Source organism: Micavibrio sp. TMED2, assembly GCA_002168225.1.
Lineage (GTDB): Bacteria > Pseudomonadota > Alphaproteobacteria > TMED2 > TMED2 > TMED2.
The window spans coordinates 1,813,682-1,840,448 of sequence record NHBH01000001.1 but is presented as its reverse complement, the minus strand read 5'-3'; the positions used below and the strand labels follow the sequence as shown (position 1 = coordinate 1,840,448).

Annotated in this window: 25 protein-coding genes; 7 read left to right on the top strand and 18 right to left on the bottom strand. The window is 57.9% G+C overall.

Annotated features, from left to right (window positions below):
• Window positions 1–163: 163 nt before the first annotated feature.
• From CBB62_08745 to CBB62_08735, 3 genes are all read left to right on the top strand, one after another.
• Window positions 164–523 (top strand): hypothetical protein, encoded by a 360-nt coding sequence (locus tag CBB62_08745; protein ID OUT42353.1) that lies wholly within the window; start codon window positions 164–166, stop codon window positions 521–523.
• Between the two features lie 48 nt (window positions 524–571).
• The gene (locus tag CBB62_08740) at window positions 572–1,774 is read left to right on the top strand and encodes a hypothetical protein (protein ID OUT42352.1); all 1,203 of its coding nucleotides are present in this window, start codon (window positions 572–574) and stop codon (window positions 1,772–1,774) included.
• 92 nt (window positions 1,775–1,866) lie between these two features.
• A complete protein-coding gene (locus CBB62_08735; GenBank protein ID OUT42351.1) occupies window positions 1,867–3,570 on the top strand; it encodes a hypothetical protein in 1,704 nt (567 codons plus the stop codon).
• On the opposite strand, the gene CBB62_08730 is transcribed toward CBB62_08735, so the two are convergent.
• Both CBB62_08730 and CBB62_08725 read right to left on the bottom strand, forming a co-directional pair.
• A complete protein-coding gene (locus CBB62_08730; protein ID OUT42350.1) occupies window positions 3,567–4,232 on the bottom strand; it encodes a thiamine diphosphokinase in 666 nt (221 codons plus the stop codon). The two genes, CBB62_08735 and CBB62_08730, sit on opposite strands and share 4 nt — an antisense overlap.
• A gap of 8 nt (window positions 4,233–4,240) precedes the next feature.
• Window positions 4,241–4,582, bottom strand: a complete 342-nt coding sequence (locus CBB62_08725) for a hypothetical protein (protein ID OUT42349.1) — start codon at window positions 4,580–4,582, stop codon at window positions 4,241–4,243.
• A 191-nt stretch (window positions 4,583–4,773) separates the two neighbouring features.
• Here CBB62_08725 and CBB62_08720 point away from each other — a divergent pair, with 191 nt between their 5' ends.
• Window positions 4,774–5,604, top strand: coding sequence for a nucleoside triphosphate pyrophosphohydrolase (locus CBB62_08720; GenBank protein OUT42348.1), 831 nt, complete (start codon window positions 4,774–4,776; stop codon window positions 5,602–5,604).
• A 15-nt stretch (window positions 5,605–5,619) separates the two neighbouring features.
• On the opposite strand, the gene CBB62_08715 is transcribed toward CBB62_08720, so the two are convergent.
• From CBB62_08715 to CBB62_08670, 10 genes are all read right to left on the bottom strand, one after another.
• On the bottom strand, window positions 5,620–6,456 hold the full coding sequence (locus CBB62_08715) for a hypothetical protein (protein ID OUT42717.1): 837 nt from the start codon (window positions 6,454–6,456) through the stop codon (window positions 5,620–5,622).
• A 127-nt stretch (window positions 6,457–6,583) separates the two neighbouring features.
• Window positions 6,584–7,903, bottom strand: coding sequence for a GTPase HflX (locus tag CBB62_08710; protein OUT42347.1), 1,320 nt, complete (start codon window positions 7,901–7,903; stop codon window positions 6,584–6,586).
• A gap of 106 nt (window positions 7,904–8,009) precedes the next feature.
• Complete coding sequence (locus CBB62_08705) at window positions 8,010–8,270, bottom strand: RNA chaperone Hfq (protein OUT42346.1); 261 nt, start codon at window positions 8,268–8,270, stop codon at window positions 8,010–8,012.
• Between the two features lie 109 nt (window positions 8,271–8,379).
• The gene (locus CBB62_08700) at window positions 8,380–9,036 is read right to left on the bottom strand and encodes a hypothetical protein (protein OUT42345.1); all 657 of its coding nucleotides are present in this window, start codon (window positions 9,034–9,036) and stop codon (window positions 8,380–8,382) included.
• Window positions 9,024–9,914, bottom strand: a complete 891-nt coding sequence (locus CBB62_08695; protein ID OUT42344.1) for a D-amino acid aminotransferase — start codon at window positions 9,912–9,914, stop codon at window positions 9,024–9,026. Before CBB62_08695 ends, CBB62_08700 begins: the two co-directional genes overlap by 13 nt.
• Before the next feature lie 69 nt (window positions 9,915–9,983).
• A complete protein-coding gene (locus CBB62_08690; protein ID OUT42343.1) occupies window positions 9,984–11,360 on the bottom strand; it encodes a Trk system potassium transport protein TrkA in 1,377 nt (458 codons plus the stop codon).
• Window positions 11,361–11,486: 126 nt separating this feature from the next.
• On the bottom strand, window positions 11,487–12,935 hold the full coding sequence (locus CBB62_08685) for a sigma-54-dependent Fis family transcriptional regulator (protein ID OUT42342.1): 1,449 nt from the start codon (window positions 12,933–12,935) through the stop codon (window positions 11,487–11,489).
• A gap of 54 nt (window positions 12,936–12,989) precedes the next feature.
• Window positions 12,990–15,284, bottom strand: a complete 2,295-nt coding sequence (locus CBB62_08680) for a hypothetical protein (GenBank protein OUT42341.1) — start codon at window positions 15,282–15,284, stop codon at window positions 12,990–12,992.
• Window positions 15,285–15,344: 60 nt separating this feature from the next.
• Window positions 15,345–16,796 (bottom strand): nitrogen regulation protein NR(I), encoded by a 1,452-nt coding sequence (locus tag CBB62_08675; protein ID OUT42340.1) that lies wholly within the window; start codon window positions 16,794–16,796, stop codon window positions 15,345–15,347.
• Window positions 16,793–17,902, bottom strand: coding sequence for a two-component sensor histidine kinase (locus tag CBB62_08670; GenBank protein ID OUT42339.1), 1,110 nt, complete (start codon window positions 17,900–17,902; stop codon window positions 16,793–16,795). Before CBB62_08670 ends, CBB62_08675 begins: the two co-directional genes overlap by 4 nt.
• Window positions 17,903–18,049: 147 nt before the next feature.
• Between CBB62_08670 and ispDF the strand changes: the two genes are divergently transcribed.
• Window positions 18,050–19,270 (top strand): bifunctional 2-C-methyl-D-erythritol 4-phosphate cytidylyltransferase/2-C-methyl-D-erythritol 2,4-cyclodiphosphate synthase, encoded by a 1,221-nt coding sequence (ispDF, locus tag CBB62_08665; protein ID OUT42338.1) that lies wholly within the window; start codon window positions 18,050–18,052, stop codon window positions 19,268–19,270.
• Entirely contained in the window at window positions 19,267–19,764 is a 498-nt protein-coding gene (locus CBB62_08660) for a damage-inducible protein CinA (protein ID OUT42337.1), read from the top strand. The genes ispDF and CBB62_08660 overlap by 4 nt, the downstream gene beginning before the upstream one ends.
• Before the next feature lie 8 nt (window positions 19,765–19,772).
• On the opposite strand, the gene CBB62_08655 is transcribed toward CBB62_08660, so the two are convergent.
• The 3 genes from CBB62_08655 to CBB62_08645 all read right to left on the bottom strand — a co-directional run bounded on the left by CBB62_08655 (window position 19,773) and on the right by CBB62_08645 (window position 21,630).
• Window positions 19,773–20,288, bottom strand: a complete 516-nt coding sequence (locus CBB62_08655; protein OUT42336.1) for a ubiquinone-binding protein — start codon at window positions 20,286–20,288, stop codon at window positions 19,773–19,775.
• Between the two features lie 27 nt (window positions 20,289–20,315).
• Entirely contained in the window at window positions 20,316–21,269 is a 954-nt protein-coding gene (locus CBB62_08650) for a lipoyl synthase (protein OUT42335.1), read from the bottom strand.
• 106 nt (window positions 21,270–21,375) lie between these two features.
• A complete protein-coding gene (locus CBB62_08645; GenBank protein ID OUT42334.1) occupies window positions 21,376–21,630 on the bottom strand; it encodes a hypothetical protein in 255 nt (84 codons plus the stop codon).
• Between the two features lie 96 nt (window positions 21,631–21,726).
• Here CBB62_08645 and CBB62_08640 point away from each other — a divergent pair, with 96 nt between their 5' ends.
• Window positions 21,727–22,521 carry a hypothetical protein gene (locus CBB62_08640; GenBank protein ID OUT42333.1) on the top strand — a complete coding sequence of 265 codons (795 nt, stop codon included), beginning with the start codon at window positions 21,727–21,729 and terminating at the stop codon, window positions 22,519–22,521.
• A gap of 49 nt (window positions 22,522–22,570) precedes the next feature.
• Here the strand turns inward: CBB62_08640 and CBB62_08635 are convergent, their stop codons facing one another.
• The 3 genes from CBB62_08635 to CBB62_08625 are packed head-to-tail and all read right to left on the bottom strand — an operon-like array spanning window position 22,571 to window position 26,764.
• Entirely contained in the window at window positions 22,571–23,971 is a 1,401-nt protein-coding gene (locus CBB62_08635; GenBank protein ID OUT42332.1) for a dihydrolipoyl dehydrogenase, read from the bottom strand.
• 28 nt (window positions 23,972–23,999) lie between these two features.
• Window positions 24,000–25,349 (bottom strand): pyruvate dehydrogenase complex dihydrolipoamide acetyltransferase, encoded by a 1,350-nt coding sequence (locus tag CBB62_08630; GenBank protein OUT42331.1) that lies wholly within the window; start codon window positions 25,347–25,349, stop codon window positions 24,000–24,002.
• Window positions 25,350–25,384: 35 nt separating this feature from the next.
• A complete protein-coding gene (locus CBB62_08625) occupies window positions 25,385–26,764 on the bottom strand; it encodes a pyruvate dehydrogenase complex E1 component subunit beta (GenBank protein ID OUT42330.1) in 1,380 nt (459 codons plus the stop codon).
• Window positions 26,765–26,767 lie beyond the last annotated feature (3 nt).

Sequence of the window (26,767 nt, the reverse complement as noted above, 5' to 3'; positions counted from 1 at the left end):
GCTCGCCGAGACCCCCAAACGAGAACACACAACATTTGGTATGTCGAGTGCCGCGCGGCACTAGACATGGCTGTGAATAACTGCGGGATTATTTCGGGATTGCTTGTGTCAAGCGCTGGTGACAACTTACGGCATCAACAGCGATTACATTGAGGCCAGAACGATGCGAACACCGTGGGACTACATGCACGAAGCGATGGAGGCCAAATCATTCTCCACATTGAACCAGCTTTCAAGGCATCTGCGCATTAACCGCCAGACCGCCTATTCATGGGCTAAGGGCCGCTTTGTGCCTAGCGAAGACTATTTGATAACCATGGCAAAAATGATTGGAGCAGACCCGCGCATTGCATTACTTGAACGCCAGTGTTGGATTTCTGCCATAGATAGAGACAAGCAAAAACTTACTATGTGGATGCAAATACTAAAGACATTGACCGGCGAGTTGCCAGAGTTACCAGAAGCCTATAACTACGAAATGAAAACCCAGTACAAGTTTAGAACGCCCGATTTTCTTGTGTAATCCTAGTATATATTATCATACTTAATACCCGGGATCGCACATCACCCAATGACGCCCCCCATTATCGATAATCAGCGCGCCCGGCGCATATTTTTGCAGCATCACGCATTGGCTGAGCAGCCCACCGGTTCGGCCAAGGGCGAAGCACTGGCGGATCTGGTACGACAGCTGGGACTGGTACAGATCGACAGCATCGCGACGGTCGAGCGTGCGCATCACATGATCCTGCGGGCACGCAGCCAGAGCTATCGGCCTGACGCACTGGCGCCATTGATCGAACGTCATCGCTCATTATGGGAACACTGGACCCATGATGCCTCGATCCTGCCGGTAGAACTGTTTCCGCATTGGCGGCATCGTTTTGCGACCAACCGGGAAACATTGCTCAAACGCTGGACCGGCTGGCAGCGCGACGGCTTTCATGAACGTTTCGATGACGTGCTGAACCGCATTGCCGATCATGGCCCGGTCAGCGCTGCGGATGTCGGCAAAGATGAGAACAAGTCCGCTGGCGGCTGGTGGGACTGGCATCCGTCCAAGGCAGCGCTGGAATATCTCTGGCATGTGGGCGAGTTGGCAATCACCCGGCGTGAGGGTTTTCGCAAGGTTTATGATCTGACCGAACGGGTGATCCCTGCCCCCCTGCTCGGCCTGCGCCATTCCTGTGAGGAAACCGTCGACTGGGCCTGTTCATCAGCGCTGGATCGGTTGGGTTTTGCGACCCCGGGCGAGCTGGCGGCATTCTGGCAGGCTATCTCGATCAAGGAAGCGCGGGATTGGTGTCAGGCTGCCCTTGCGCGGGATGAATTGATTGAAGCGCAAATCGAGGGCTGGTCGGGCCAGCTACGGCGCGTCATCATGCGCCCGGCCACACTGGAAACCGAGCCACCAGCACCCCCGAACCGGGTGCGCGTGCTTTCCCCCTTTGACCCGGCCTTGCGGGATCGCAAGCGGGCCGAATACCTGTTCGGCTTCGCATACAGGATCGAAATCTACGTCCCCGCACCCAAACGGCAATATGGCTATTATGTCTTTCCGGTGCTGGAGGGCGACCGCATCATCGGACGGCTGGATGCCAAGGCACACCGGGATGAAGGCGTCTTGCGCGTTACCGCATTCTGGCCTGAAATATCCGTCAAGCTCGGGGTCGGCAGGCTTGCGCGGCTGGAAGCCGAATTGGAGCGCCTGGCACGCTTTGCCCGATGTGATCAGATTGAGTTTCTGCCGGACTGGCAACGAAAACAGCCGTAATTCGACAAAGCTCAATGGATACGCGCGGTCAATTCTGTTACCGTGCATGAACCTCATATTCACATTAACAAATAAACAATAAGCCGTTGAGAATGTTGGGTTCCAAAATGCATACCGGCGTATTCAAAACCTCGCCGAACACCACATCCATCTTCATTGCACTGAGCATTGCCGCAATCCTGCTGACCAGCATTGGCGGCTTTTGGCTGATCATTCGGCAGAACCCTGTTCATGAGGCAAGCGCCAGCGTGCCCAAGGCATTTTTGCGGCTGGAGCGGGCAATCGGCTATGCCGGTTTTATCCATAATTTCAAGAACTACGTCCTCAGACCCGACGAGCGCGACAGGTATCTGAGGGCTGCCAAGACAGATTATGATGAGGCCCTGAATGCCTTGCATGAGCTGGATATCATCGTCCGCGCGGTTGCAATTGATGAGCATGCAACGACAGAGCATATCCGCAGCACCCTTGCCGCCTATCGGAACATGCTTGATCGCGCCGAACAGATACGTGGCAGTGGTGACGAGATTACCATTGAAGCACTCGATCAGATTGTCAGGGTTCCCGATGATGAAGCCGCCGAAGAACTGATCCATTTACAGCGGCATATCGATGAGTTCCTGTCAGCAGACTATGATCGCTATGCCAGACAACAGCTTTATATGGCGATCATTGATGTCATCATCATGCTGGTCGCTATCGTAACGGTGATATTGGGCTTCAGACAGCGGCATCGCCAGCAGGAACGCGCGCGCAAGGATGCCAAGCAGACCCTGTTGATCAATGAGCTCAATCACCGGGTGCGCAATATTCTGGCCCTCGCCTGCTCGATCGCCCAACTGACCAGCAAGACCGAAACCACGGTCGAGGATTATGCCAAGGAGTTTGAAGCCCGCATGCGCGCTCTTGCGGTTGCCCATGACCTTGGTGCCGGCGGTGGCTCCGAGGCGATCTCGATCCGGAAGCTGATCGAACTGGAACTATCACCCTATGCCTCCAACGATCCCGGCCGGTTTGTGATCAGGGGTAATGGCGTGCAGATCAGCGCCGAACGTGCGCCGATCTTTGCGCTCGTGATCCATGAACTCGCTACCAATGCGGTGAAATACGGCGCCCTCTCCACCCCGACCGGCAAGATCAATGTGCGGCTGGACAGAAGCGATGACGGCCTTGATGTTTCCTGGATTGAACAGGATGGACCGGAAGTCATGACGCCGATGAAAACCGGCCTCGGCTCCAGCCTGATCGAGAGAGCGGTTCCGTTTGAACTCGGGGGTCGGGCGGAGATTGACTATGACAAGGCCGGGTTCAGGGCCAAGCTGTTCCTGCCTGACAAGGTGCTGGTGGAAGACGCGGACAACAGCCATGCGCCTGCCGAAAAAACCGGTTCTGCCCCCTCGAACTCCGAAGGCACGCCACAGGGCAAAGAACATGTCCTGTTGGTCGAGGACAATTTCATGATTGCATCGGAAATGCAGGAATATCTTGAAGGTTTCGGCTTCCACAAAATCAGCCTGTTCTCCAATCTGCGCGATGCCATGGAATTTCTGGACAAGGAAATCCCGACCGTTGCCGTACTGGATGTCAATCTCGGCCCGAAGGAAACAACCGCGCCCATCGCAGAAAAGCTGCAGGCACATGATGTACCGTTCATATTTGTTACCGGTTACGGCGAAGACAGTGCTGTTCTCGGAGCGTTTGAAGGCGTCACACGATTACAGAAACCGGTCATCAAACCGGTGCTGGAAGCGGAATTGAATGGCGTGTTGAGCGGGCGCAGGCAACAGGTAGCCTAACCGATAAAGGCGCTCATATTTTCCGGATCGGCTGCGATAACCGCACCCGTGCCATCGAAGAAGACGGCAGCCCCTTCCCGTTCGATCTCGTTTGAAACGCTCAGATGCCCACCGACGCTGAGCCGCTTGTTGTCCACCGGCCAGCGCAACCCGCGTGATGACAGGCACCTGATCTGCTTCAGCGGCATGATCGAGACCCGAGAGCCGACCGGCATGCGCAGATGAATGCTGGCCTCATTGGCGAGTACCTTAACCACATCATGATCATCGAGGAACAAGAGCTTCTTGTCCGGGTATCGAAGCACGGTATTCAGGGCCGAAATCGTATGATCCAGCCGCCCGCCCATGAAGCCCAGACACAGGAAGAATGGCGCCTCGATGCTGTAGAGGCATTTCTCGAAATCGGTTGTATCCTGTTCATCCAGCCTGATGAAGCGCCGTCCCAGTTCCTTGGCCCAGATATCGGCGCCGGTGATGGAATCCATGTCACCGATAATCGCATCCGGCTTGGTTTCCAGCCTGACCAGCCGGTCGGCTCCGCTGTCGGCGGCAACCACAATCGGGCAGCGCTCCCGTGCCAGCTTGAGGCTTTTTGCGGAAACCGGACCGCCACCGACAATAGCAACCGGTTCCTTGTGGATCAGAACAGTGTTCGAAGACATTGTTTTATTTACTTTAACGGTTCCGGCAATGGATCGGGCGGCAAGGAGCCCTGCTCTGCCAGCAACTTGCGGGTTTGCCGCGCGCTGAGATTGGGCAGGGTCGCTGGCGGAATGCCCTCCAGTGATGAGGACACGCACCAGAACTCGGCATAGCTGATGCCGTTCAGGGTCTTGGTCTGGCCCATCAGTACCGGCACCTGATCAAGGGCAATGGTCTGGCAATGCTGTTTCGCCTCACCACGGACATAGCCAAAGGCCGGGCCTTCAAATCTCGCATCGAAGGCATAGATAACCTGAGTGTTCTCGGCATAGATTTTTTCGATCGGCAACTGCCGGGCACAGGCGGTCAACACCAGCCCCAGTGCACATAGTACCGCAAATCCTGTCCAGCGCCGCGCGCTCATCTGAAACCACCTCGATATTTCAATCTGGAGATGAAGCTACCATGCTGTTATGTCGGTAGCTGCCAATCACCGCATTCTCCGCACAGGTTACCGGCGGAATGTGGCTATTCATCCGCATGTATTGGAGTTTTCTGCCCATGTCCGTCCCCGCCTCTGCTGCAGCCATCGAGCAACTGCTCCGGATCATGGAAAAACTCCGCAGCCCGGAAGGCTGCCCCTGGGATCGGGAACAGGATTTCAGCACCATAGCGCCCTATACAATCGAGGAAGCCTATGAGGTCGCTGACGCCATTGAGCGGCGGGACATGACGGATTTGCGGGATGAACTGGGCGATCTGCTGCTGCAGGTGGTGTTCCACGCACAGATGGCGAAAGAACAGAATGCCTTTACCTTTGAGGATGTCGTGCAGGGCATCTCAGACAAAATGATCAGCCGTCACCCCCATGTCTTTGGCGATGTGGATGCAGCAAATGCCGATGCGGTCATGGATATCTGGGAACAGCGGAAACAGGCCGAGCGGGATGCCAAAACGGCGGATGATACGGCGCCCGCCAGTGTGCTCGATGGCATCACCCTGTCCCTGCCCGCCCTGATGCGGGCGCAGAAGATTTCCAAGCGCGCGGCCAGAACCGGTTTCGATTGGCCGGATATGCCCTCCCTGTTCGACAAGCTGGATGAGGAACGGGACGAGTTGCGAGCTGCGATGGAAAACAATGAAGGCCAGCAGGCGGTGCATGAGGAACTGGGCGACCTGCTGTTCGTTGCGGTCAACCTCGCCCGACGTCTGGACGTCGATGCCGAGACCGCGCTGCGGGATGCCAATATCAAGTTCGAGCGCCGCTTCCGCAGTATCGAGAACCGGATCGCGGCAACCGGCACCGCAATACAGGACGCGGATATGGATCAGATGCAATCGGCCTGGGAAGCGGTCAAGAAAACCGAGAAATCCCAGACCGATGCAGCCTGAAGCTGATTGTTCCTATCAGTCTTTCGCCAGCAGCTGAATCAGGCTGCTGGTATCCCAGCGACCGCCACCACGAGCCTGAACCTGAGCATAGAACTGGTCAACCAGTGCCGTAACCGGCACCCGGGCACCGACCCGGCCAGCCTCTTCAAGGCAAATCGCCAGATCCTTGCGCATCCAGTCGACGGCAAAGCCGAAATCAAACGCGCCATCGAGCATGGTGGTGCCGCGGTTTTCCATCTGCCATGACTGGGCAGCGCCCTTGGAAATCGTCTCCAGCACCTTGGCCATATCTATGCCTGCCTTCTGGCCGAAATTGAGGCCCTCGGACAATCCCTGCAGAATGCCGGCAATGCACATCTGGTTGACCATTTTGGCATATTGGCCGTGGCCTGCCGGGCCGATATGGGTGGCGTTACGGGCATAGGCATCCATGACCGGGTGAGCCTTGGCAAAAGCCTCATCGGTGCCGCCGACCATGATGGTCAGCACACCATTTTCCGCACCCGCCTGACCGCCGGAAACCGGCGCATCCATAAAGGCGCAGCCCTGCTTTTTCGCGGCGTCATCAAGTTCACGGGCCAGACCGGCAGAGGCCGTGGTGTGATCGACAAAGATCGCACCGGCTTTCAGCCCGGCCAGAATGCCGTCATCGCCATAGACGACAGAGCGCACATCATCATCATTACCGACACAGGCAAAGGTAATGTCGGTGCCCTCGGCGGCCTCGCGGGGCGTATCAACTGCCGTGCCGCTATACTCGCTGGCCCATTTCTCGGCCTTCGCTTTGGTGCGGTTATAGACCTTCACCTCATGACCGGCTTTGACCAGATACCCCGCCATGGGATAGCCCATGACACCGAGACCGACAAAAGCCACCTTCAATCCTGACACGATGCTTCCTCCTGAGAATTTTTCTGCAATTTGATTGGGTCAGGCGGTATGAAATTCAAGCATTTGCATGCAAGACCGCCCGGAAAGATTATTCAGCGGGCTGAGTGTGCGGTTTCTCGACGGCAAGTGCAAGTTCGGGGAAACGACTTTCAAATCTGGCAATATCGGTGTCGGTCATGGAGATGGTCAGTTCGATCTCCTCTGCCTCATCACGCCGCTCGAGAATATCGCCGTGCTGATAAAGCCAGTTGACGATATCGCCCTGCCCCTGCGGTATCCGGCAATAACGAACCTTGTTCTTGGCCCGCTCCAGCCGCCGGATCAATGCCGTCAGATCGCCAGTCCCCTCACCGGTAATGGCAGACAGGGCCAGAACCTGATCCCTTGTGTCGGCACTCTTGCGCCGCCGGGTCGCGGCCAGCATGCTTCCCACATCTTCCGGGTCCAGCTGATCGCTCTTGTTCAGCACCTCGATGATGCGGGTATCCTCATCCGCCTCGATGCCAAGATCTTTCAGTACGCTCTCCACATCCTGCCGCTGGGCATCGGTATCGGCATGGGCCGCGTCACGGACATGGATGATCCAGTCAGCCGCCGTCACTTCCTCAAGCGTTGCCCGGAAGGCCTCGACCAGACTGGTCGGCAGGTTTGAGACGAACCCCACGGTATCCGACATGATGACCCGCAGATCAGGAGCGAGATCAATCGCCCGCATGGTCGGGTCTAGGGTGGCGAACAGCAAATCCTCAGCCCGGACCGAGGCACCGGACAGGCGATTGAACAGGGTGGATTTACCGGCATTGGTATAGCCGACCAGGGCCACAACCGGATATGGCACCTTGGCCCGTGCCTTGCGATGCAGGCCACGGGTGCGGCGTACCTGCTCCAGATCCTTGCGGATACGGTCAATGCGGGTATCAATCAGGCGGCGGTCGATTTCAAGCTGGCTCTCACCCGGACCACCGACAAAGCCCAGCCCACCACGCTGCCGTTCAAGGTGGGTCCATGACCGCACAAGCCGTGAGCGCTGATACTGGAGTGCGGCCAGTTCAACCTGCAGCTTGCCCTCTGCCGTCTGGGCGCGGGCACCAAAAATCTCGAGGATCAGGCCGGTACGGTCGATCACCTTTGCATGCCAGCGCCGTTCGAGATTGCGCTGCTGTACCGGTGTCAGATTGCCATCAATGATGATCAGCCCGGCATTTTCGGCATCGGCCAGATCATTAATGTCTTTCAGAACCGTTTCGGAGAACAGTGTTGCCGGTTTCGGTTGACGGATATTGGCAGCAAGTGCGCTGACCACCTCAAGGCTGATGGCAGCGGCCAGACCGGTCGCTTCAGCCAGGAGTGAGTCTTCATCCCGGTCATTAGGCGCCTGACGCACGGAAAGGATGATCGGTGCCACCACGATTGCACGCTGGGCATCCCGGACCTGTCGTTTTTCAACCTGCTCGGCACTATCGGACCCGAAGGTCGGTGCCTGCGCTTCCTGAGATGACCGAATATCGGGGTCTTTAGACAGTTTCTACCTCTGCAACCGCTTCTTCGGCCGCATCGAAAAGTTGGATCGGCTGAGACGGCATGACGGTCGAAATCGCATGCTTGTACACCAGCTGCGAATGGGCATCACGGCGCAACAGAACGGAGAAATTGTCGAACCAGGTAATGATTCCCTGCAATTTGACACCGTTTACCAGAAATACCGTAACCGGCATCTTGGCCTTGCGGACGCTGTTTAAAAACACGTCCTGAACATTCTGATTGCGTTCTGACATAAAAATAGCTCCTGAGCTATGCGAAGGGTTTCATCCCAACTCTTTGTCGCTCTTCCCTGACCTTCTCTACTCTTCTTGTTTTCAGCACCCCTCACGAGGCACAGCTTTTTTACGAGGCCATAAACAGATCAATAAGGTGATTATTCAAGGACGGTAAATCCACAAAAGTTTTACCAGTATCCAGTTTATTTTTGGTTTCCATACCAACCAGCACACCAAAACAGCTGGTGTTCCGTGCACATTCAATGTCGATATCGGTGTCGCCGACAAACCAGATATTTTCTTGTTGTTCTTGTTTCAGGCTCTCGCGGACTAAAGTTACGGGCGCGGGATTTGGCTTATCATATACAGCATCCCCTGCCCCGATCACTGCGATAAAGTGCTTGCTCCAGCCGAGGTAGTCAACCTCTTTCCGAAGCAGTCGACCAGTTTTGTTACTGACGATGGCAATCGGCAATTTAGCATTGCCGTCCAACCAGTTGATCAATTCCAGCGCCCCGGCCAGCGGACGACATCTCTCAAGGTGGATTGCCTCGAATGATTCGAGATAGACGTCCCGTGCGGTTTCCCATTTGTCGCCAAAGACTTCAGGAAAGCTGTCACGCAACGACTGACGCACCCGCAGGCGTACCTCATCCATCGTCCAGGGCTCATGGCCCATATGGGTGAAGGTGTTATGCAGGGCGTCATGAATGCTGCCCCAGCTGTCGACCAGCGTGTTGTCCCAGTCAAAGATTATCGCTGTCGGGCGGCTCACGCGACCCACCGCGTATCATCGCCCTTCTCGCCATCGGCATAGGCAAGATAGGCGGCGCGCAGCTTCTCACCGAGGCTGCCCGGCTTGCCATTGCCGACCGCATGGCCATCGATTTCGACAATCGGCAGCAGGAAGGTGGTGGCTGAGGACACGAATGCCTCAACCGCCTGATAGGCCTCTTCCGGGGTGAAGGGCCGCTCCTCAAATTCAACACCGGCCTGCTCGGCAAAGCGGAGCAGCGATGTCCGGGTCACGCCCTTGAGGATCATGTTATCGGCATTGCGGGTTACCAGTTTGCCCTCACGGGTTAGTATCCAGGCATTGCTGGATGATCCTTCGGTTATAAAGCCATCATCGTCGACCATCCATGCCTCATAGGCACCGGCCTCATAGGCCTTCTGCTTCGCCAGCACCTGCGGCAGCAGGGCGACCGATTTGATGTCACGGCGTTTCCAGCGGATATCCGGCGCGGTCACAACCTTGACCCCGTCGGCCAGCTGCCGGGTATGGTCGAGCTTGGCCGGACGGACGGTAATCACGAGGCTGCTGTCCGAGCCCTGCCCGGTTTTCTTCGGAAACTTGAAGTCACGGGCGGCAACACCACGGGTCACCTGAATATAGATCAGCGCATTGTTGAGCCGGTTGCGACGGACCAACTGATCGATCACCAGCTGCATGGCCTTCTCGCTCATCGGTGGTTCGATCGACAGCTCGTTCATGGAGCGCCACAGCCGGTCATAATGCCCGGTGGCGTCAGTCATGCGGCCATTGCGATAGGCGATAACCTCGTAAACGCCATCGGCGAACTGATAGCCGCGATCCTCAACATGAACAGCGGCTTCACGCAGTGGCACATAGGCTCCGTTTACATAGGCAATGCGGCTCATTCAGCTATCCTGACTGTGTTTGATTTCAATGTGTTGTTGCGTTGTATTCTAGGTATTCTGGGCCGGGGATCAGAAAAATTCCAGCCGTACGCTGAACATTTTTTCCACCTTCTTGATCTGGCCGATTGTCGACAGAAGAATGACCCTATCAAGTGGTTTGATCACTGTATCCGGTGTCGGGATCAATATCTGATCCTGACGCACTATGGCACCGATAATCACCCCCGATGGCAGGTTCAGGTTCTCGATTTCCTTGTTCACAATGCTGGATGTCTCGAGCGCTTCCGCCTCGATAACCTCGGCAAAGCCGTCACAGATACTATGGACGGATCGGATACGGCCGCGACGCACATGCTGCAGGATTGTGGAGGCGGTAATCGACTTTGGACTAACCACGGCATCGATGCCAAGAGAGCTCAACAATGGACCGTAAGTATTTCTGTTGATTAGGGTAATCGCTCTCTGGCAACCGTATCGCTTGGCCAGAATGGAGCCGAGGATATTGCCCTCGTCATCATTGGTGACGCAAACCACGGTCTCGGTCTGACCGACATTCGCTTCCTCGAGGATTGCGGGATCGAGGCCATCACCATTGATCACGGTGGTATTCGGCAGCTTCTGGGCGATGAACCGTGCCCGTTCCTTGCCATACTCGATAATCCGGACGGTAACACCGGGATAGTTGTTCTCGATCTCCTCGGCCAGCACCAGACCGATATTGCCGCCACCAACAATCAGGATACGGCGCGCTTCCGGCTCCTCATGACCGAAGGCAGCCATGGCGCGGCTGATATGGGCCTCATCAACAACGATATAGGCCTGATCACCGACCAGAAGCTGATCGTCGCCGGTCGGCAGGAAGTAGCGGTCATCACGGGAGATGGTGACGATCTTGATCGCCAGATCGGGAAACAGTGAGGTCAGCTGGCGCAGCGGGGTATTCACGATCGGGCAGTTCTCTTCACAGAGCACGCCGATCAAGCGCACCTTGCCCTCGGCAAAGGGGATCATGTTGAACGCGCCCGGCACCTGCAGGCGGCGGGAAATGGCGCGTGCGACCTCGATCTCCGGCGAGATAATCACATCAATCGGCATATGATCGCGGGAGAACAGATCAGCCCAGATCGGCTTCAGGTAATCCTGTGCCCGCACCCGTGCGATCTTGGTCGTAACATTGAAGATCGAATGGGCCACCTGACAGGCGACCATGTTCACCTCATCGGCATGGGTGACCGCGATTAGCATATCAGCCTCATTGGCCCCTGCCTGCTCCAGCACACTCGGCTGGGAAGCAAGACCATGGATCGATTTCACATCAAGGGTCTGGGCAAGCTCGGTGACAACCGACTGCTCACTGTCGATGACGGTGACATCGTTGCCCTCAACCGCTAGGTAATTGGCGATGTTGCTGCCGACCTGGCCAGCACCGCAGATAATGACTTTCATAACGGCTCAATCAAGCTCTTGGCATGAAAAAGGGATTTGGTGCTGTCGCCACCAATGACAACTGCACCAAATCCCTATTCGCTGCTAATTTCAAGCCCATATCTGGCCTGAAATGCCTATTGCTGCCTAATTTACGGTTGGTGGCGTTGCCATGTCACCGTCGCCGCCAACCATGCTGGCACCGCCGCCGGTCTTGGCACGCAGGCGATCGCTGCTCTGGACACCGAGAGACTTCAGTTTGCGGTGCAGGGCCGAGCGTTCCATGCCGACATAAGAGGCCGTGCGAGAGATATTGCCACCGAAACGGTTGACCTGTGCCATCAGGTATTCACGCTCGAACACCTCACGGGCTTCACGCAGTGGCAGGCTCATGATTTCAGCACCACGCTCCCACTTCACCACATCCGGTGCGCTGGAGCCGATTTCACCCGGCAGCATATCGGCGCGGATGGGGTCTTCTGCAGCCATGATCAGCAGCCAGTCGATGACATTGCGCAGCTGACGGACATTGCCTGGCCATTCATAGGCCTGTAGTGCGGCCATGGCATCATCACCGATTTCACGGGCTGGCAGGCCAGTGGTTTCGGACGCCAGATTCATGAAGTGGCGCAGCAGAACCGGAATATCGTCGCGGCGCTCCTGCAGTGCCGGGACTTCAAGCGGCACGACATTCAGGCGGTAATACAGGTCCTGGCGCATCCGGCCTTCCTGCATTTCTTCCTGCAGGTTGCGGTTGCTCGACGCGATCACGCGGACATCGACACCGATTTTCTGGGTACCACCAACCCGGTGGAAGGTCTGCTCTTGCAGCACGCGCACGATCTTGCCCTGGGTTTCCAGCGGCAGGTCAGCGATTTCATCCAGCAACAGGGTGCCACCATGGGCCTGCTCCAGCAGACCAATCTTGTGCGGCTGGCCCTCGGCGATCTGCTCAGCGCCGAACAGCTCAACCTCGAAATGCTCAGGCCGCATGATGGCGCAGTTCAGCACTACAAACGGGCCATCCTTGCGGCGGGACTGTTCGTGCAGAACGCGGGCAACCACTTCCTTACCGGAACCCGGTGCACCGGTAATCAGCACCCGGCTGTTGGTCGGGGCGACGCGCTCGATGGCGAGTTTCAGGTGGTTTACCTGAGAGGATTTGCCGATCAGGTCAGTGACAGCATTGGCCCGGATACGCAGCTCGCGGTTTTCCCGCCGCAATTTGGCGGCTTCAACGGCGCGATCAACGGTCAGCAGCAGACGGTCGGTCTTGAAGGGCTTTTCGATGAAGTCGTAGGCGCCCTTCTTGATGGCAGCGACAGCGGTTTCGACAGTGCCATGGCCTGAAATCATGAGCACCGGCAGACCCGGATGCTCATGGCGCAGGATCTCAAGAATACCGAGGCCATCCATACGGCTGCCCTCGAGCCAGATATCGAGAATCACCAGACTTGGCTGGCGTGATTTGACGGCTTCCAGTGCCTGATCGGCATCGGCTGCCTGCCGTACCTCATAACCCTCGTCCTGAAGGATATCCGCGATCATTGTGCGGATATCGGCCTCATCATCGACAATCAGAATATCGTGCGCCATGTCTGCTTTTATTCCCGCTGCTTTCCGGCAGCGCTGAACAGCAGCTGCCTGACTTTAAGTGTTGTGACCGATTTCGAGGGCAGCCTCCTGAGCGCCCTCACCGGACTCACTGAGACTTTTCGACAACACTAGTGTTACATATGCGCCACATGTAGGGTTGTCGGCAAGTCTTAATGTTCCGCCGTGATCTTCCACAATCTTCTTCACGATAGCCAGACCAAGACCTGTGCCGCCCTCGCGTTCTGTCACATATGGCTCGGACAGGCGATCCTTGGCCAAATCGGGCAGGCCGAGTCCCTGATCCCGGATATTCACCCAGCAGCTGCTGTCATCCTGTTGAATTTCAACGGAAATCAAATTCCGAGAATCAATCGGCTCGCCCGACTCGGCGAATCCGGCCAGCAGAGTCGAAACCGATTCGACAGCATTCTTGATAACATTGGTCAATGCCTGTGCGATTTGCCGCTGATCCATGACCAGTTCGAGTCGCTCAGGTGATTCTGTGATCTGGATTCGGATTTTTGACACCGCCTGCTGCTGCAGAAACACCACCTCACGCACAACTGAAACCAGATCATCGCGGGCCATTTTCGGTGTCGGCATCCGGGCAAAGGACGAGAATTCATCAACCATGCCGCCAATATCACCAACCTGCCGGATGATCGTATCGATGCAGGTATCGAAGGCCTGATCGTCGCTCGGCACCAGCTTGCCATAACGTCGCCGTAATCGCTCGGCGGCGAGCTGGATCGGGGTCAGCGGGTTCTTGATCTCATGGGCGATCCGTCGAGCCACATCGGACCAGGCGGCCTTGCGCTGGGCACTGACGAGGTCGGTAATATCATCGAATGTGACGATATAGCCGGTGAGCACGCCTTCCTGCAGTTCGGCGGTCAGACGGGTCAGCAGGGTCGCGTTCTCCCCGCTCCCGCGTGGAATGTCGATCTGCTCTTCATAATCGCGCTGAGGCTTCAGACGCGCGCGCGTGATCATCGGCGCCAGCCCCGGAATGTAATCAACCAGCGTTGAATCAATCGCCAGAGGCGGCTCCTCAGCAGCGAAGAAATGCAGCGCATGACGGTTAGCCAGCCTGACCTTGCCCGCGGTATCCAGCGAGACAATGCCTGCCGAGACGCCGGACAGGACCGCTTCGGTAAACCGTCGACGCAGGACCGACTGGCGGTTGGCCTCAATCAGTTCATCGCGTTGCTGCTCAAGTTGTTCCGTCATGCGGTTGAAGGTTCGCGACAGGATGCTGAACTCATCCATATGGGCGGGCTCGGCCACCCGTACACCGAAGTCACCGCCGGAGACCCGGTCCGATGCCTGAATAAGCTGGCTGATCGGCATGGCGATCCAGCTGGCGAATTTCAGCGCCAGACCGATGGCAACAATCAGCAGCAGCAGCGAGGCACCGATAAAGATCAGGGTCATCACCGCGATCAGATTGCCGCGCTGTTCCTCCAGCGCCCGATAACCCGCCGTGGCATCACGGGCGGTCTGCATATGCGCCAGCACTGCCGGATCAATGAACCGCCCGACATAGAGATAGGCATCGACAAAGCGGTCGAGCCGGACAAGTGCGCGTACCCGGTCATCGGTGTCACTGGTCAGGACCGGCACCTCGCCCAGTCGGGCCCGCGCCAGTGCGTCCTCAGGTACGGTTTCAAACTCCATGGCAAAGGTCAGGCCCGATTTGGCCAGCACCTGCCCGGAGCCATTAAACACAACTGCCTCGGTAAGGTTGCGGATCAGGGTCTGGGTCTGCACTGCCTGATTAAGGCGCGGGTCATTGCCCATGAGCGCCAGCGACTGCCGGTTAAGGTCGGTCGCCATGGCCAGCGCATCAGCACGGATCACCTGCTGGTGCTCAGCCAGATAGGCTTCGGCGACACTGAGGCTTTCCTCAACCGCGGTGCGTACCTGGTCGCTGAACCAGCCCTGTACACCGTAATAGAAGAATGTCGCGGCAAAAGCCGCCACCAGCACCGACGGGATGGTCACCAGTACAGAGAAGAATACCACCAGCCGCATATGCAGCCGCGATCCGGCAAGCCCGCGCCGCCGCCGCTGCCATGACTGCACCATCCGGTAGATCAGCACCAGCGCCAGCACCGCGAACAGCGCCAGATTGAGCACGAGCAGCCAGAGCACGGTTTCCGCCTCGGCCTCAACCGCACCGCGTCTGGTCACGATGAACATGGTCGCCAGCAGCGAGACAATCCCGGCGATGGCCAGCAGCATGGCAAATTTGTTCGACCAGATGATCCGGCCGAGCCAGCCGAGTGCCAGCCGCCAGAGCGGCTTTTCGCCCGGTGTTGCGTCAGATGTGCTGGGGTTGGCTGCCATACTGTCCGGCTCGCGAGTATGAATTCATATCAGCCACGGCTGATCGGGTCAGATGTGGTCTTACTTGATTCCGCGCACCACTGGAATGTTTAAACCGCGTATCTTCTTACGAAGCGTATTGCGGTTGAGACCGAGCAACTCTGCCGCCTTGATCTGGTTGCCCTTGGTTGCCTCAAGGCACTGGGTGATCAGTGGGCGCTCGACTTCCTGAATGATCCGCTCATACAGGCCCGATGCGGGCAGTGACCCGTCATGTGCTGCGAAATAGGCCGTAAGGTGGCGACCCACCGCTTCGGACAGGCTCTCGTCGCTCGGAATATGCGAAATACCGGCAACCGGCTCACTCGCCTCGTCCTCATTCAGCTCGGCATCAATGACATCGACATCGATTTCCTCATCCACATAGAGCGCGGACAGGCGGCGGACGAGGTTTTCCAGTTCCCGCACATTGCCCGGCCACTGGTGAACCTGCAGGCGCTGCATCGCCGCCGGGGTCAAACGCTTGGCGATCTTCTCCTCCGGCATGGTTTCGGAGAGGAAGTGGCTGACCAGATCGGGAATGTCGCTGCTGCGCTCACGCAGGGCCGGCAGACGCATGGGCACAACGTTGAGGCGATAGTACAGATCCTCACGGAACAGCCCCTGCCGGATCAGGGTACGCAGATCCCGGTGGGTCGCTGCAATGATCCGCACATCGGCGGCCATGGCAGTACGACCGCCAACGGTGGTGTACTCACCTTCCTGCAGCACACGCAGCAGCCGGGTCTGTGCCTCCGGTGGCATATCACCAATCTCATCAAGGAACAGCGTGCCGCCCTGTGCCTGCTCAAACCGCCCGGTCGAGCGGTTGACGGCACCGGTGAAGGCACCCTTCTCATGGCCGAACAGCTCGCTTTCGATCAGTTCGCGCGGGATTGCCGCCATGTTGACCGGCACAAACGGACCGCGCTTGCGCTGGCCAAGTTCATGCAGCGCCTTGGCTACCAGTTCCTTACCGGTACCGCTCTCGCCAGTAATCAGCACGGTCAGGTCGGTATTCATCAACCGCGCCATGATGCGATAGATATTCTGCATCGCCGGTGAGCGACCGATCAGCGGCAAGCGCTCGCTTTCTTTTGCAACCGGTATATCCGTCTGCTCGACCGCCCCAGCTTTCAGGGCGCGCTCGACCACCTGTATCAGTTCGCTCAGATCAAACGGCTTGGGCAGATACTCGAATGCACCGCGCTCGGCTGCCTTTACCGCGGTCATCAGGGTATTCTGCGCACTCATCACCACCACCCGCAACTCCGGTCGCAAGCGGCGCAGGCGCGGCAGCAGGTCGAGGCCGTTCTCATCCGGCATCACCACATCGGTAATCACCAGATCGCCCTCACCGTCAGATACCCAGCGCCAGAGGGTCGAGGCATTGCTGGTGGTCCGTACATCATAGCCTTCACGGGCCAAAGCCTGGGTCAGCACCGTACGGATCGAGCGATCATCATCGGCAACGAGGATGGTACCTGAGGTCATTGCTCACCCCGCCACATCGGCAGCGCCACCCGGAACACCGTCCGGCCCGGATCGCTCTCGTAACTGATGATACCGCCATGGTCCTCGACCAGCTTGGCCACCAGTGCGAGGCCTAGACCGGTGCCGCCACTCTTGGTGGTGACAAAGGGATCGAACAGATGCGGGCGCACGTTCTCCGGGATGCCGTTACCGTTGTCCTGCACGCTGACCTGCAATGGCAGGTGAATACGGCTCTCCTGCCCGGCCAGTGTTACCCGTACCGTCGGGTTATAGGCGGTGGAGATGACGATCTCGCCACCCTTGGTCGGTGCCGCCTCGGCAGCATTCTTGAGCAGGTTCAGGAACAGCTGCACCAGCTGTTCGCGATTGCCGCGAATATCGGGGAGCGAGGGATCGTATTTCTCCTCGATCTTGATCCCGTCGCAGAAACCGGCCTTGGCCAGCTTGACCACCTGTTGCAGAACCTGGTGGATGTTGACCGGCTCGGACTCAATCGGTCCGGCAACGGTGAACACCTCAACCCGGTCGATCAGGCTCTTGATCCGGTTGGTTTCCTCACGGATCAACTGGGTCAGTTCGCGGTCCTCATCACTGGCCTGTTTTTCCAGCAGTTGCGCCGCACCGCGAATGCTCAGCAACGGGTTGCGCAGCTCATGGGCCAGCATCGCCGCCATACCGGAGATCGAGCGGACGGAATGCCGGTGATTGTTGCGCTGGTCGATCTTGCGCGCCATGGAGCGCTCACCGATCTGGATGGCAACATATTCGGCGGGCACGCCGATCGGGGCGACCTGAACCATCACGGTCTGTCCGGCGATATGGCTGGTATTCAACTCGATCCCGTATTCAGCGATTGAATTACCGGTTTTAAGCGCCTGTGACACCAGTGAGAAGATCGGCGACGCGGTTGGGAAAATGTCGCCCAGATCCATACGCAGGAAGCTGATCCGCGGGGTATTGAAGAAGTCTTCCGCAGACAGGTTGACCTGAACAATACGTCCATGCTGATTGGCGACCACAATCGGATCGGGAAGTGCATCCATCAGCTCTTCGGCGTTGACCAACTTGCCGTCGGTTGCCAGTTTGCGCACGCGCGTCAATGCCATGGGTGTTATAGACCGGTTATTCGTGGTTAAAGGCGTTCTGCGCCATACAGGATCAGACTAGTACAATCTGGGTATTGATTAAATTTTACGCAAGCGTAATACCCGCCCAAACATTCAGCAACACTGTTTTAAGACCCAGCCTCGCCCATGACCGTTCCAGCCACCGCCGCCAAGCCAAAGACCGCTGCCCTGCTCGTTGCTGCCGGGCGTGGTATACGGTTTATGGCAGATCGACCCAAGCAATATCTCGATCTGCAGGGCATGACTGTATTGCGCCGCTCCGTGCTGGCATTTCTCAATCATCCGACGATTGATCTGGTGCAGGTTGTCATCGGCGATGATCACCATGATCTGTACCAGCAGGCGGTCGGCGACCTGCCCTTGCTGCCGCCGGTTATCGGTGGTGAAACCCGCCAGCAATCCGTTGCCAATGGCCTCACCGCCCTCGCCGACCACGAGCCCGAACAGGTACTGATCCACGATGCCGCCCGCCCGCTGATCGGTGCCGAGACCCTCGATGCGGTCATGGAGGCGCTTACGGACAGCATTGGCGCCATTGTGGCGGTGCCGGTTGCCGACACCCTGAAACATGCCGATGACAGCAGCCGGATTGAGCGCACGGTGTCCCGCGAGGATCTGTGGCAGGCCCAGACCCCGCAGGCATTCCGGTTTGCTGATATACTGGCGGCGCACCAGAAACTGGCGGGCCAGAACCTCACCGATGACGCCGCCCTCGCCGAGGCAACCGGTATTGCGGTAAAACTGGTCGAGGCTCGCAGCCCGAATTTCAAGATTACCCGAAAGAATGATCTGATTATGGCCAATGCACTTATCGCCGGTAGCGAAGGCACCGCCGCAGCTACCGCCCCGAAAATGGAAACCCGCACCGGTCTCGGCTTCGATGTGCACCGGCTGGTGCCCGGCCACGGGGTGATCCTGTGCAATGTGGTGATCCCGTCGGATATGAGACTCGACGGCCATTCCGATGCCGATGTGGCCCTGCATGCGGTAACCGACGCGCTGCTGTCGGCCATGTGTGCCGGTGATATTGGCCAGCACTTCCCGCCCTCCAACCCGCAATGGAAGGGTGCTGACAGCGCGCAGTTCCTCGAACATGCGGTCAAGATGCTTGACGATCTTGGCGGTCGCCTGATCCATGCCGATGTCACCCTGATGTGCGAATTGCCGAAAATCGGCCCGCATCGGGATAAGCTCCAAGCGCGCCTCGCCGAAATATTGTCGGTTCCCCTGTCCCGTGCCTCGGTCAAGGCAACCACGACAGAGCGCCTCGGCTTCACCGGTCGCGGCGAAGGCATAGCCTGTCAGGCGGCGGTGACCATCGAACTGCCAGCGGAGCCTGAGGCATGAGCGAGTTTGATCAGGACATAGTTCAGGCAGCGCAACGCGTCCTCGACCTCGGCAATGCACGGGGGAAAATGGTCGCGACGGCTGAATCCTGCACCGGTGGGCTAATTGGCGGGGCGATTACCAGCCTTTCCGGCTCTTCCGCCGTCTATGATCGCGGTATTATCAGCTATTCCAACGAAGCCAAGAACGAGTTGCTGAACGTACCCAAAGAGATTTTGGCGGCACATGGCGCGGTCAGCGAACAGATCGCCATTGCCATGGTCAAGGGCCTGCTAGCCTGTAGTATCGCCGATATCGGTATATCCGTCACCGGTGTCGCCGGGCCGACTGGTGGCACACCAGAGAAACCCGTGGGCCTCGTCTATATCGGCTATGGCAGCCGGGACGGCAGCATTAAGGCCGAGCGCTGCATGTTCGACGGCGACCGAACCGGAATCCGCCGCCAGACGATTATCCGGGCACTGGAACTGGCGGCCAGCCTGCTTGACGCCTGAAATACCGCTCAGGCGGTTTTTTCGATGACGATGGTCTGTGCCTTCTGGCCAGTGCGTTTTTCGGCCTCTGCCAGATCGCCATAGAGCGTCTGGGCGCGATCCTCGAATGCCACAACCATGCGGCTGATGACTTCCGAGAAGAACAGCGATGCCAGCTTCTGCAGCATCTTCGAGCGGAATTCAAAATCGACGAAGAAATCGATCTCGCAGGCCTGACCATCCGGCGTTGGCGTGAACTGCCATTTGTTGCGCAGGGACTTCAGCGGCCCATCCAAATATTCCACATTGATCGCCGCCGGTTTGTCACCATCCGGCGGGAGCAGTTCCACCCGCGAGGTAAAGCGCTCGCGGATCATCTTGAAGCCGATAATCAGGTCGGCCAGCACCATATTGCTTTCGCGTGAGCGGATACGTGCGGCACTGCACCAGGGCAGAAACTCCGGATAGCTGGCAATATCGGCGACCAGATCGAACATCTGATCCGCACGGTATGGCACGATTTTCTTTTCGGTATGGGTTGGCATATGCCCTGCCCTGTTCCTGTCTTCTGCCTAACCGGCCGCTGCCGCCAGCTTGGCCTCACGGGCCGCGCGCAGCTTTTCGAAATCATCACCCGCATGGTGCGAAGAACGGGTTAATGGCGATGCGGAGACCATCAAGAAACCCTTGGCTCGTGCGATCTTCACATAGGATGCGAATTCCTTCGGCTCGACAAAACGGTCAACCGCCGCATGTTTCGTGGTCGGCTGCAGATACTGGCCAATGGTGATGAAATCCACATCGGCGGCGCGCAGATCATCCATCACCTGCAGCACCTCTTCCTTGCTCTCGCCGAGGCCGACCATCAGGCCGGATTTGGTGAAGATGGTCGGATCGGCACGCTTGACCCGATGCAACAGGTCGAGCGAGGTGAAATAGCGCGCACCAGGACGAATTGACGGATAGAGCCGTGGTGCGGTTTCGAGGTTGTGGTTGAACACATCGGGCTTGGCCGCAACGATAATATCAACCGCCTGATCTACCTTGTGCTTGAAATCGGGGGTCAGAATTTCAATCGTGGTTTCCGGTGACTGGCGACGGATCGCGCGGATGGTCTGGGCAAAATGCTCGGCCCCGCCATCGGCGAGGTCATCCCGGTCAACCGAGGTAACCACCACATGGTTGAGACCGAGCTCGGCAGTGGCATCGGCCACCCGTTTTGGCTCGAACGGGTCGAGATCATCCGGCATCCCGGTTGCCACGTTACAGAAGGCACAGGCACGGGTGCAGACCGAGCCGAGGATCATGAAGGTCGCATGTTTCTTGGCCCAGCACTCGCCGATATTCGGGCAGGCCGCTTCCTCGCAGACCGTGTTCAGCTTGAGGCCACGCATCAACTCACGGGTCGAATGATACTCCTGTGACACCGGTGCCTTGACCCGGATCCAAGAAGGTTTCTTCTGGATCGGGTTGTCCGGGCGATGGGCCTTTTCAGGATGTCGAACGCGATTGTTATCGACGGGCATTGTGTGAACTCTCGAAAACTTCCCTGTTACCTATGCTTAACATAGGCATAGCCGCAGTTGATTGAAATAACTTATCCGGGAACCGAATTGCCGCATTGCGTTGTCATCAACGCCGCTGCTTCATCTCTCGGAGCAGCCTGATGCGCTGGGCAATTTCCCAGATGAAGAACAGCGCACCGCCGATGGCCAGCGCCAGCAATACCCACCACATCGAGGGATTATCGCTGCCCGCCTCCCTCGCCGTCTCGACAAAGCCGTAGCCGAGCTTGAGGCAGACGCTCAACCCGAACAGCGACCCCAGCAGAATAAACACATGCCAGAGCCAGAGGGCACGAGCCTTGGTTTTCTGAAATACGGACAAGTTACATCCCTAATGCTGTTGCAGCTTGAATGACTGGTCCCATCCGTACAGGATGAGATAATTCATTACCACAAACCGTACAATCAATAGAGCTGTATGCCCGTTTTCGTCAGACGTACATTATGGGCCCTGACCATTGTCGCGATCGGTCTGGGCGCCCTTTATTTCCTGTTTCCGCCAGCCCGCAATCAGGTCTATCTGAAGGCCGAACCAGCCCAGAAGGCAATGTTCATCAATCTGCTGGTCGCACGGCGGGTCGATCAACTTTACAGCCAGGAACCCCATACTCCGCTGACCGATACCGGATTCCGGGATCAGCCGGATGGCACCTATTGGCACATGCAGGTCAGCGAGACCTCCGAGTTGCAGGTCGACTGGTCGGAAGATGGCAACAGCCTGATTGCCGAATTCAAGGACCTGCCGGAAGACATCTGTGCGCCCGTTCTGTTCGCGGCCAGCATCGCCGACACGATCTACCTGGACCGGTTGCCACTCGTCCCATTTCTGCCGGTTTATACCAATTATCAGACCGAATGGTCCTATGACGAGTTACGCCGGATCATCATTGGCGATGAGGAGTTCCAATCATTCGATCGACGGACACCGCTGGAGATAATGAGCTTCATCGAACCTTGTGAAGCAGCGGTCAGGGACGGCACGGTACAGGCAAGCATAACCTATACCCGCCAGCCCGATGATGCGCCCAATCACCTGACCCGGATGGCGGAGAAAGCCAAGATATTTGAGGAGCAGGTTCGCGCCGATCCCGTCCGTCAGGCGGCGCGCGAAGCCACCGAGATGGAGGTTGAGCGCATCAGACTGATGCGTGAGAAAGAGCATCCGGAACTGAAAGGCGAGGAACTCCAGCGACAAACGCCCGAGCGCTACTGACCGACCAAACTTTCGACAACCAGACTTTCAACGATCAGAATGGCCGTGATCAGAAGTGAATAGCCCGGCCATAGGCGTCGAGCACGCTTTCATGCATCATTTCCGACAGGGTCGGATGCGGGAATACCGTATGCATCAACTCGGCTTCCGTGGTCTCCAGCGTCTTGGCAATGCCATAGCCCTGGATCAGTTCGGTCACCTCGGCACCGACCATATGGGCACCCAGCAGCTCGCCGGTCTTGGCATCGAACACGGTCTTGACCATGCCTTCCGGCTCACCGAGCGCGATGGCCTTGCCATTACCGATGAACGGGAAGCGACCGACCTTGACGTCATAGCCCGCCGCCTTGGCCTTGGCTTCTGACAGGCCGACAGAGGCGATCTGCGGCGTACAATAGGTACAGCCCGGAATATTGCTGGTATCGAGCGGATGCACGCCCTTCTGTCCGGCGATTTTCTCGACACAGATCACGCCCTCATGGCTGGCCTTGTGTGCCAGCCAGGGCGGGCCGGCAACATCACCGATGGCATAGACGCCGGGCTCGCCGGTTTCCATCCATTCATTGATGACGATATGGCCACGATCGGTCTGCACCTTGGTGCCTTCCAGACCAATATCCTCGATATTACCGGTTATGCCGATCGCCATGATGATGCGGTCGTATTTCTCGGTCTGTTTCTTGCCGCCAACATCAATGGTTGCCTCAATGTCCTTGGCACCCGGCTTGGTGCCCTCGACCTTGGCACCGGTGATGATCTTCATCCCCTGCTTCTCAAGGTTCTTTTTGACGAAGGCTGAGATTTCCTCATCCTCAGCCGGGACGATGCGGTCCATCATCTCAACCACGGTGACATCGGCCCCCATGTTGAGGAAGAAGCTGGCGAATTCGATGCCGATGGCACCGGAGCCGATGACCAGCAGCTTTTTCGGCATGGTGTCGGGCACCATGGCTTCCTTGTAGGACCAGATGAACTTGCCATCCGGCTTCAGGTTCGGCAGCACCCGTGCGCGTGCGCCAGTAGCCAAAATGATGTGCTTGGCGGTCAGGGTCTCGCTACCACCCTTCTGCAGATCAACGCTGAGCTTGCCCTTGCCCGCCAGCTTGGCATGACCATCAAACACCGTGACCTTGTTCTTCTTCAGCAGGTGTTTGACCCCGCCGGAGAGTTGCGAGGCAACCCCGCGGGAGCGTTTGACCACCTTGTCGAGGTCAAAGCGGATATTGTCCGCCGCCAGCCCGTATTCATCCAGGTGGTGCAGCATGTGATGCACCTCGGCTGAACGCAGCAGCGCCTTGGTCGGAATACAGCCCCAGTTCAGGCAGATACCGCCCAGATGCTCACGCTCGACCAGCGCCACCTTCATTTTCAGCTGCGCCGCCCGGATCGCAGCCACATAGCCACCGGGTCCGCCACCGACAACGATCAGGTCAAAGGATGTATCAGCCATTATTCTTGCTCCTGCGAGGTGATGCCGCTTACAGCATCATCGCCATTGGGTCTTCGATCAGCTTCTTGAACTCGGCGAGGAATTCTGCGCCGACGGCACCGTCAACCACCCGGTGATCGACCGACAGGGTGCAGCTCATCATGGTGGCGACGGCGAGTGCGCCATCCTTGACCACCGGCCGCTGTTCACCGGCACCGACCGCGAGGATACAGCCCTGCGGCGGGTTGATGATCGCGGAGAATTCCTTGATCCCGAACATGCCGAGATTGGACAGTGAGAAGGTTCCGCCCTGATACTCATCGGGCTTCAGCTTACCGTCACGGGCGCGGATGGCGAGGTCCTTCATCTCTTTCGAGATGGTGGCGAGCCCCTTCTCTTCCGCATGCTTGATGATCGGGGTGATCAGGCCGGTCGGCGTGGCCACCGCGACGGAAATATCCGCGTGCTTGTACTGCAACATCGCCGCTTCGGTATAGGAGGCATTGGCCGCCGGTACCCGCTTGAGGGCAACGGCACAAGCCTTGATAATCAGGTCGTTGACCGAGAGCTTGTATGCCTGATCGCCTTCCGGCGACTTGGCATTCAGTTGTTTGCGGAGATCAAGCAGCGCGTCGATTTCGCATTCCACGGTCAGATAGAAATGCGGCACAGTCTGTTTGGATTCCGTGAGACGCTTGGCAATGGTCTTGCGCATACCGGAATTGGCGATTTCCTCGTATTCCATGCCATAGGCATCGGCGAGCGCCTTAGCATCCGGTCCGGCGGGCATGGACGCAGCGGCAGTCGGCTTTGCGGCATCGGTTTTCTTCGCCGCCTCTGGCGCAGCCTTGCCGGTACCGTCCTTTTTGGCGGCCTCAATATCGGCCTTGACGATACGACCGTTGGGGCCAGTGCCCTTGATTGCGGTTAGGTCGAGACCGGCCTGATCGGCCATGCGGCGGGCAAGCGGGCTGGCAAAAATACGGTTGCCGTCCTTGCTCGGTGCTGCCGGGGCCGGGCTTGCGGGTTCCTCTGGACGCTTTTCCGGTGGTTTGCCCGATGGCGTCACATCGGATTTATCAACGCTCTTTTCTTCCTTGGCCGGTTTATCGTCACCGCCAGCGCTGTCCGCGCCATCAAGATCAGAGGCGCTTTCGCCCTCTTCCAGCAACAGTGCGATTACCTCATTGACCGCGACGCCTTCGGTGCCTGCCTCGACGAGGATCTTGCCGACCTTGCCTTCATCCACGGCTTCCACTTCCATGGTTGCCTTGTCGGTTTCGATCTCGGCGATCACGTCACCGGCGCTAATTTCATCGCCCTCCTTGACGAGCCATGAAGACAGGGTGCCTTCGGTCATCGTCGGGGACAGGGCTGGCATCAGGATTTTGATCGGCATGGTCGTTCGCTTTCAGGCGGTAATCAGCATTGAACTTAGCGGTAGCAGACGGCTTTGGCGGCTTCGATGATCTTCGGCGCGCGCGGCAGGGCCAGCTCTTCCAGATTGGCGGCATAGGGCAGCGGCACATCCGCGCCATTGACCCGCATCACCGGTGCGTCGAGATAATCAAAGGCGTGCTCGAAGATACGCGCGGCGATTTCGGAATTGATGCCGGCATAGGCCCAGCCCTCTTCCACCGCCACGATACGGTTGGTCTTCTTGACACTGTTGACGATGGTTTCGGTATCGAGCGGACGGATGGTGCGCAGGTCAATAACCTCGGCGCTGATCCCCTCTTCCGCCAGCTTCTCGGCAGCCTCAAGGGCATATTTCACCATGAGCGAGAAGGCCGTAATGGTGACATCGCTGCCCTCACGCACGACTTTCGCCTTGCCGATCGGCACGGTGAAGTCCTCATCGGTCGGCACGTCAAAGCTCATGCCATAGGTGATCTCGTTCTCGAGGAAGATCACCGGGTTCGGATCGCGGATCGCGGATTTCAGCAGCCCCTTGCAGTCACCGGCGCTGTATGGCGAGACGACCTTGAGGCCGGGTACATGGCCATACCAGCTGGCATAACACTGGCTGTGCTGCGCCGCGACGCGGGATGCGGCACCGTTCGGGCCACGGAACACGATCGGACAGCCCATCTGGCCGCCGGACATGTACAGGGTCTTGGCAGCAGAGTTGATCAGATGATCCATCGCCTGCATGGCGAAGTTGAAGGTCATGAACTCGACAATCGGTTTCAGGCCACCAAAGGCAGCACCGACACCAAGACCGGCAAAGCCATGCTCGGTGATCGGGGTGTCGATCACGCGCTTATCGCCAAATTCATCGAGCAGGCCCTGGGTTACCTTGTAGGCACCCTGATACTGGGCCACTTCCTCACCCATGACGAAGACGGCGTTATCGGAACGCATTTCCTCGGCCATGGCATCGCGCAGGGCCTCACGGACGGTCTGTTCCTTGGTGTCCTTGTAATACTTGTCCTCATCCGACGCAGGTGCGGTTTCCATCGGCTTCGGTGCCGCAGCCTCGGCAGGTGCCTTGGCTTCCGGCTCAGCAGGTTTCTCATCCGCCGGTTTGGCAGCGCTTGCCCCGGAGGTATCGATATCATCAGCGCTCTCGCCTTCCTCGATCAGAACGGCAATCGGCGTATTGACCGCAACGCCCTCTGTGCCCTCATCAATCAGGATCTTGCCGACCTTGCCCTCATCCACGGCTTCCACTTCCATGGTCGCCTTGTCGGTTTCGATCTCGGCAATCACGTCACCGGCGGTTACGTCGTCGCCTTCCTTGACCAGCCATTTTGCGAGGGTGCCCTCGGTCATGGTGGGTGAAAGGGCTGGCATCAATACCTCAGTAGGCATGTT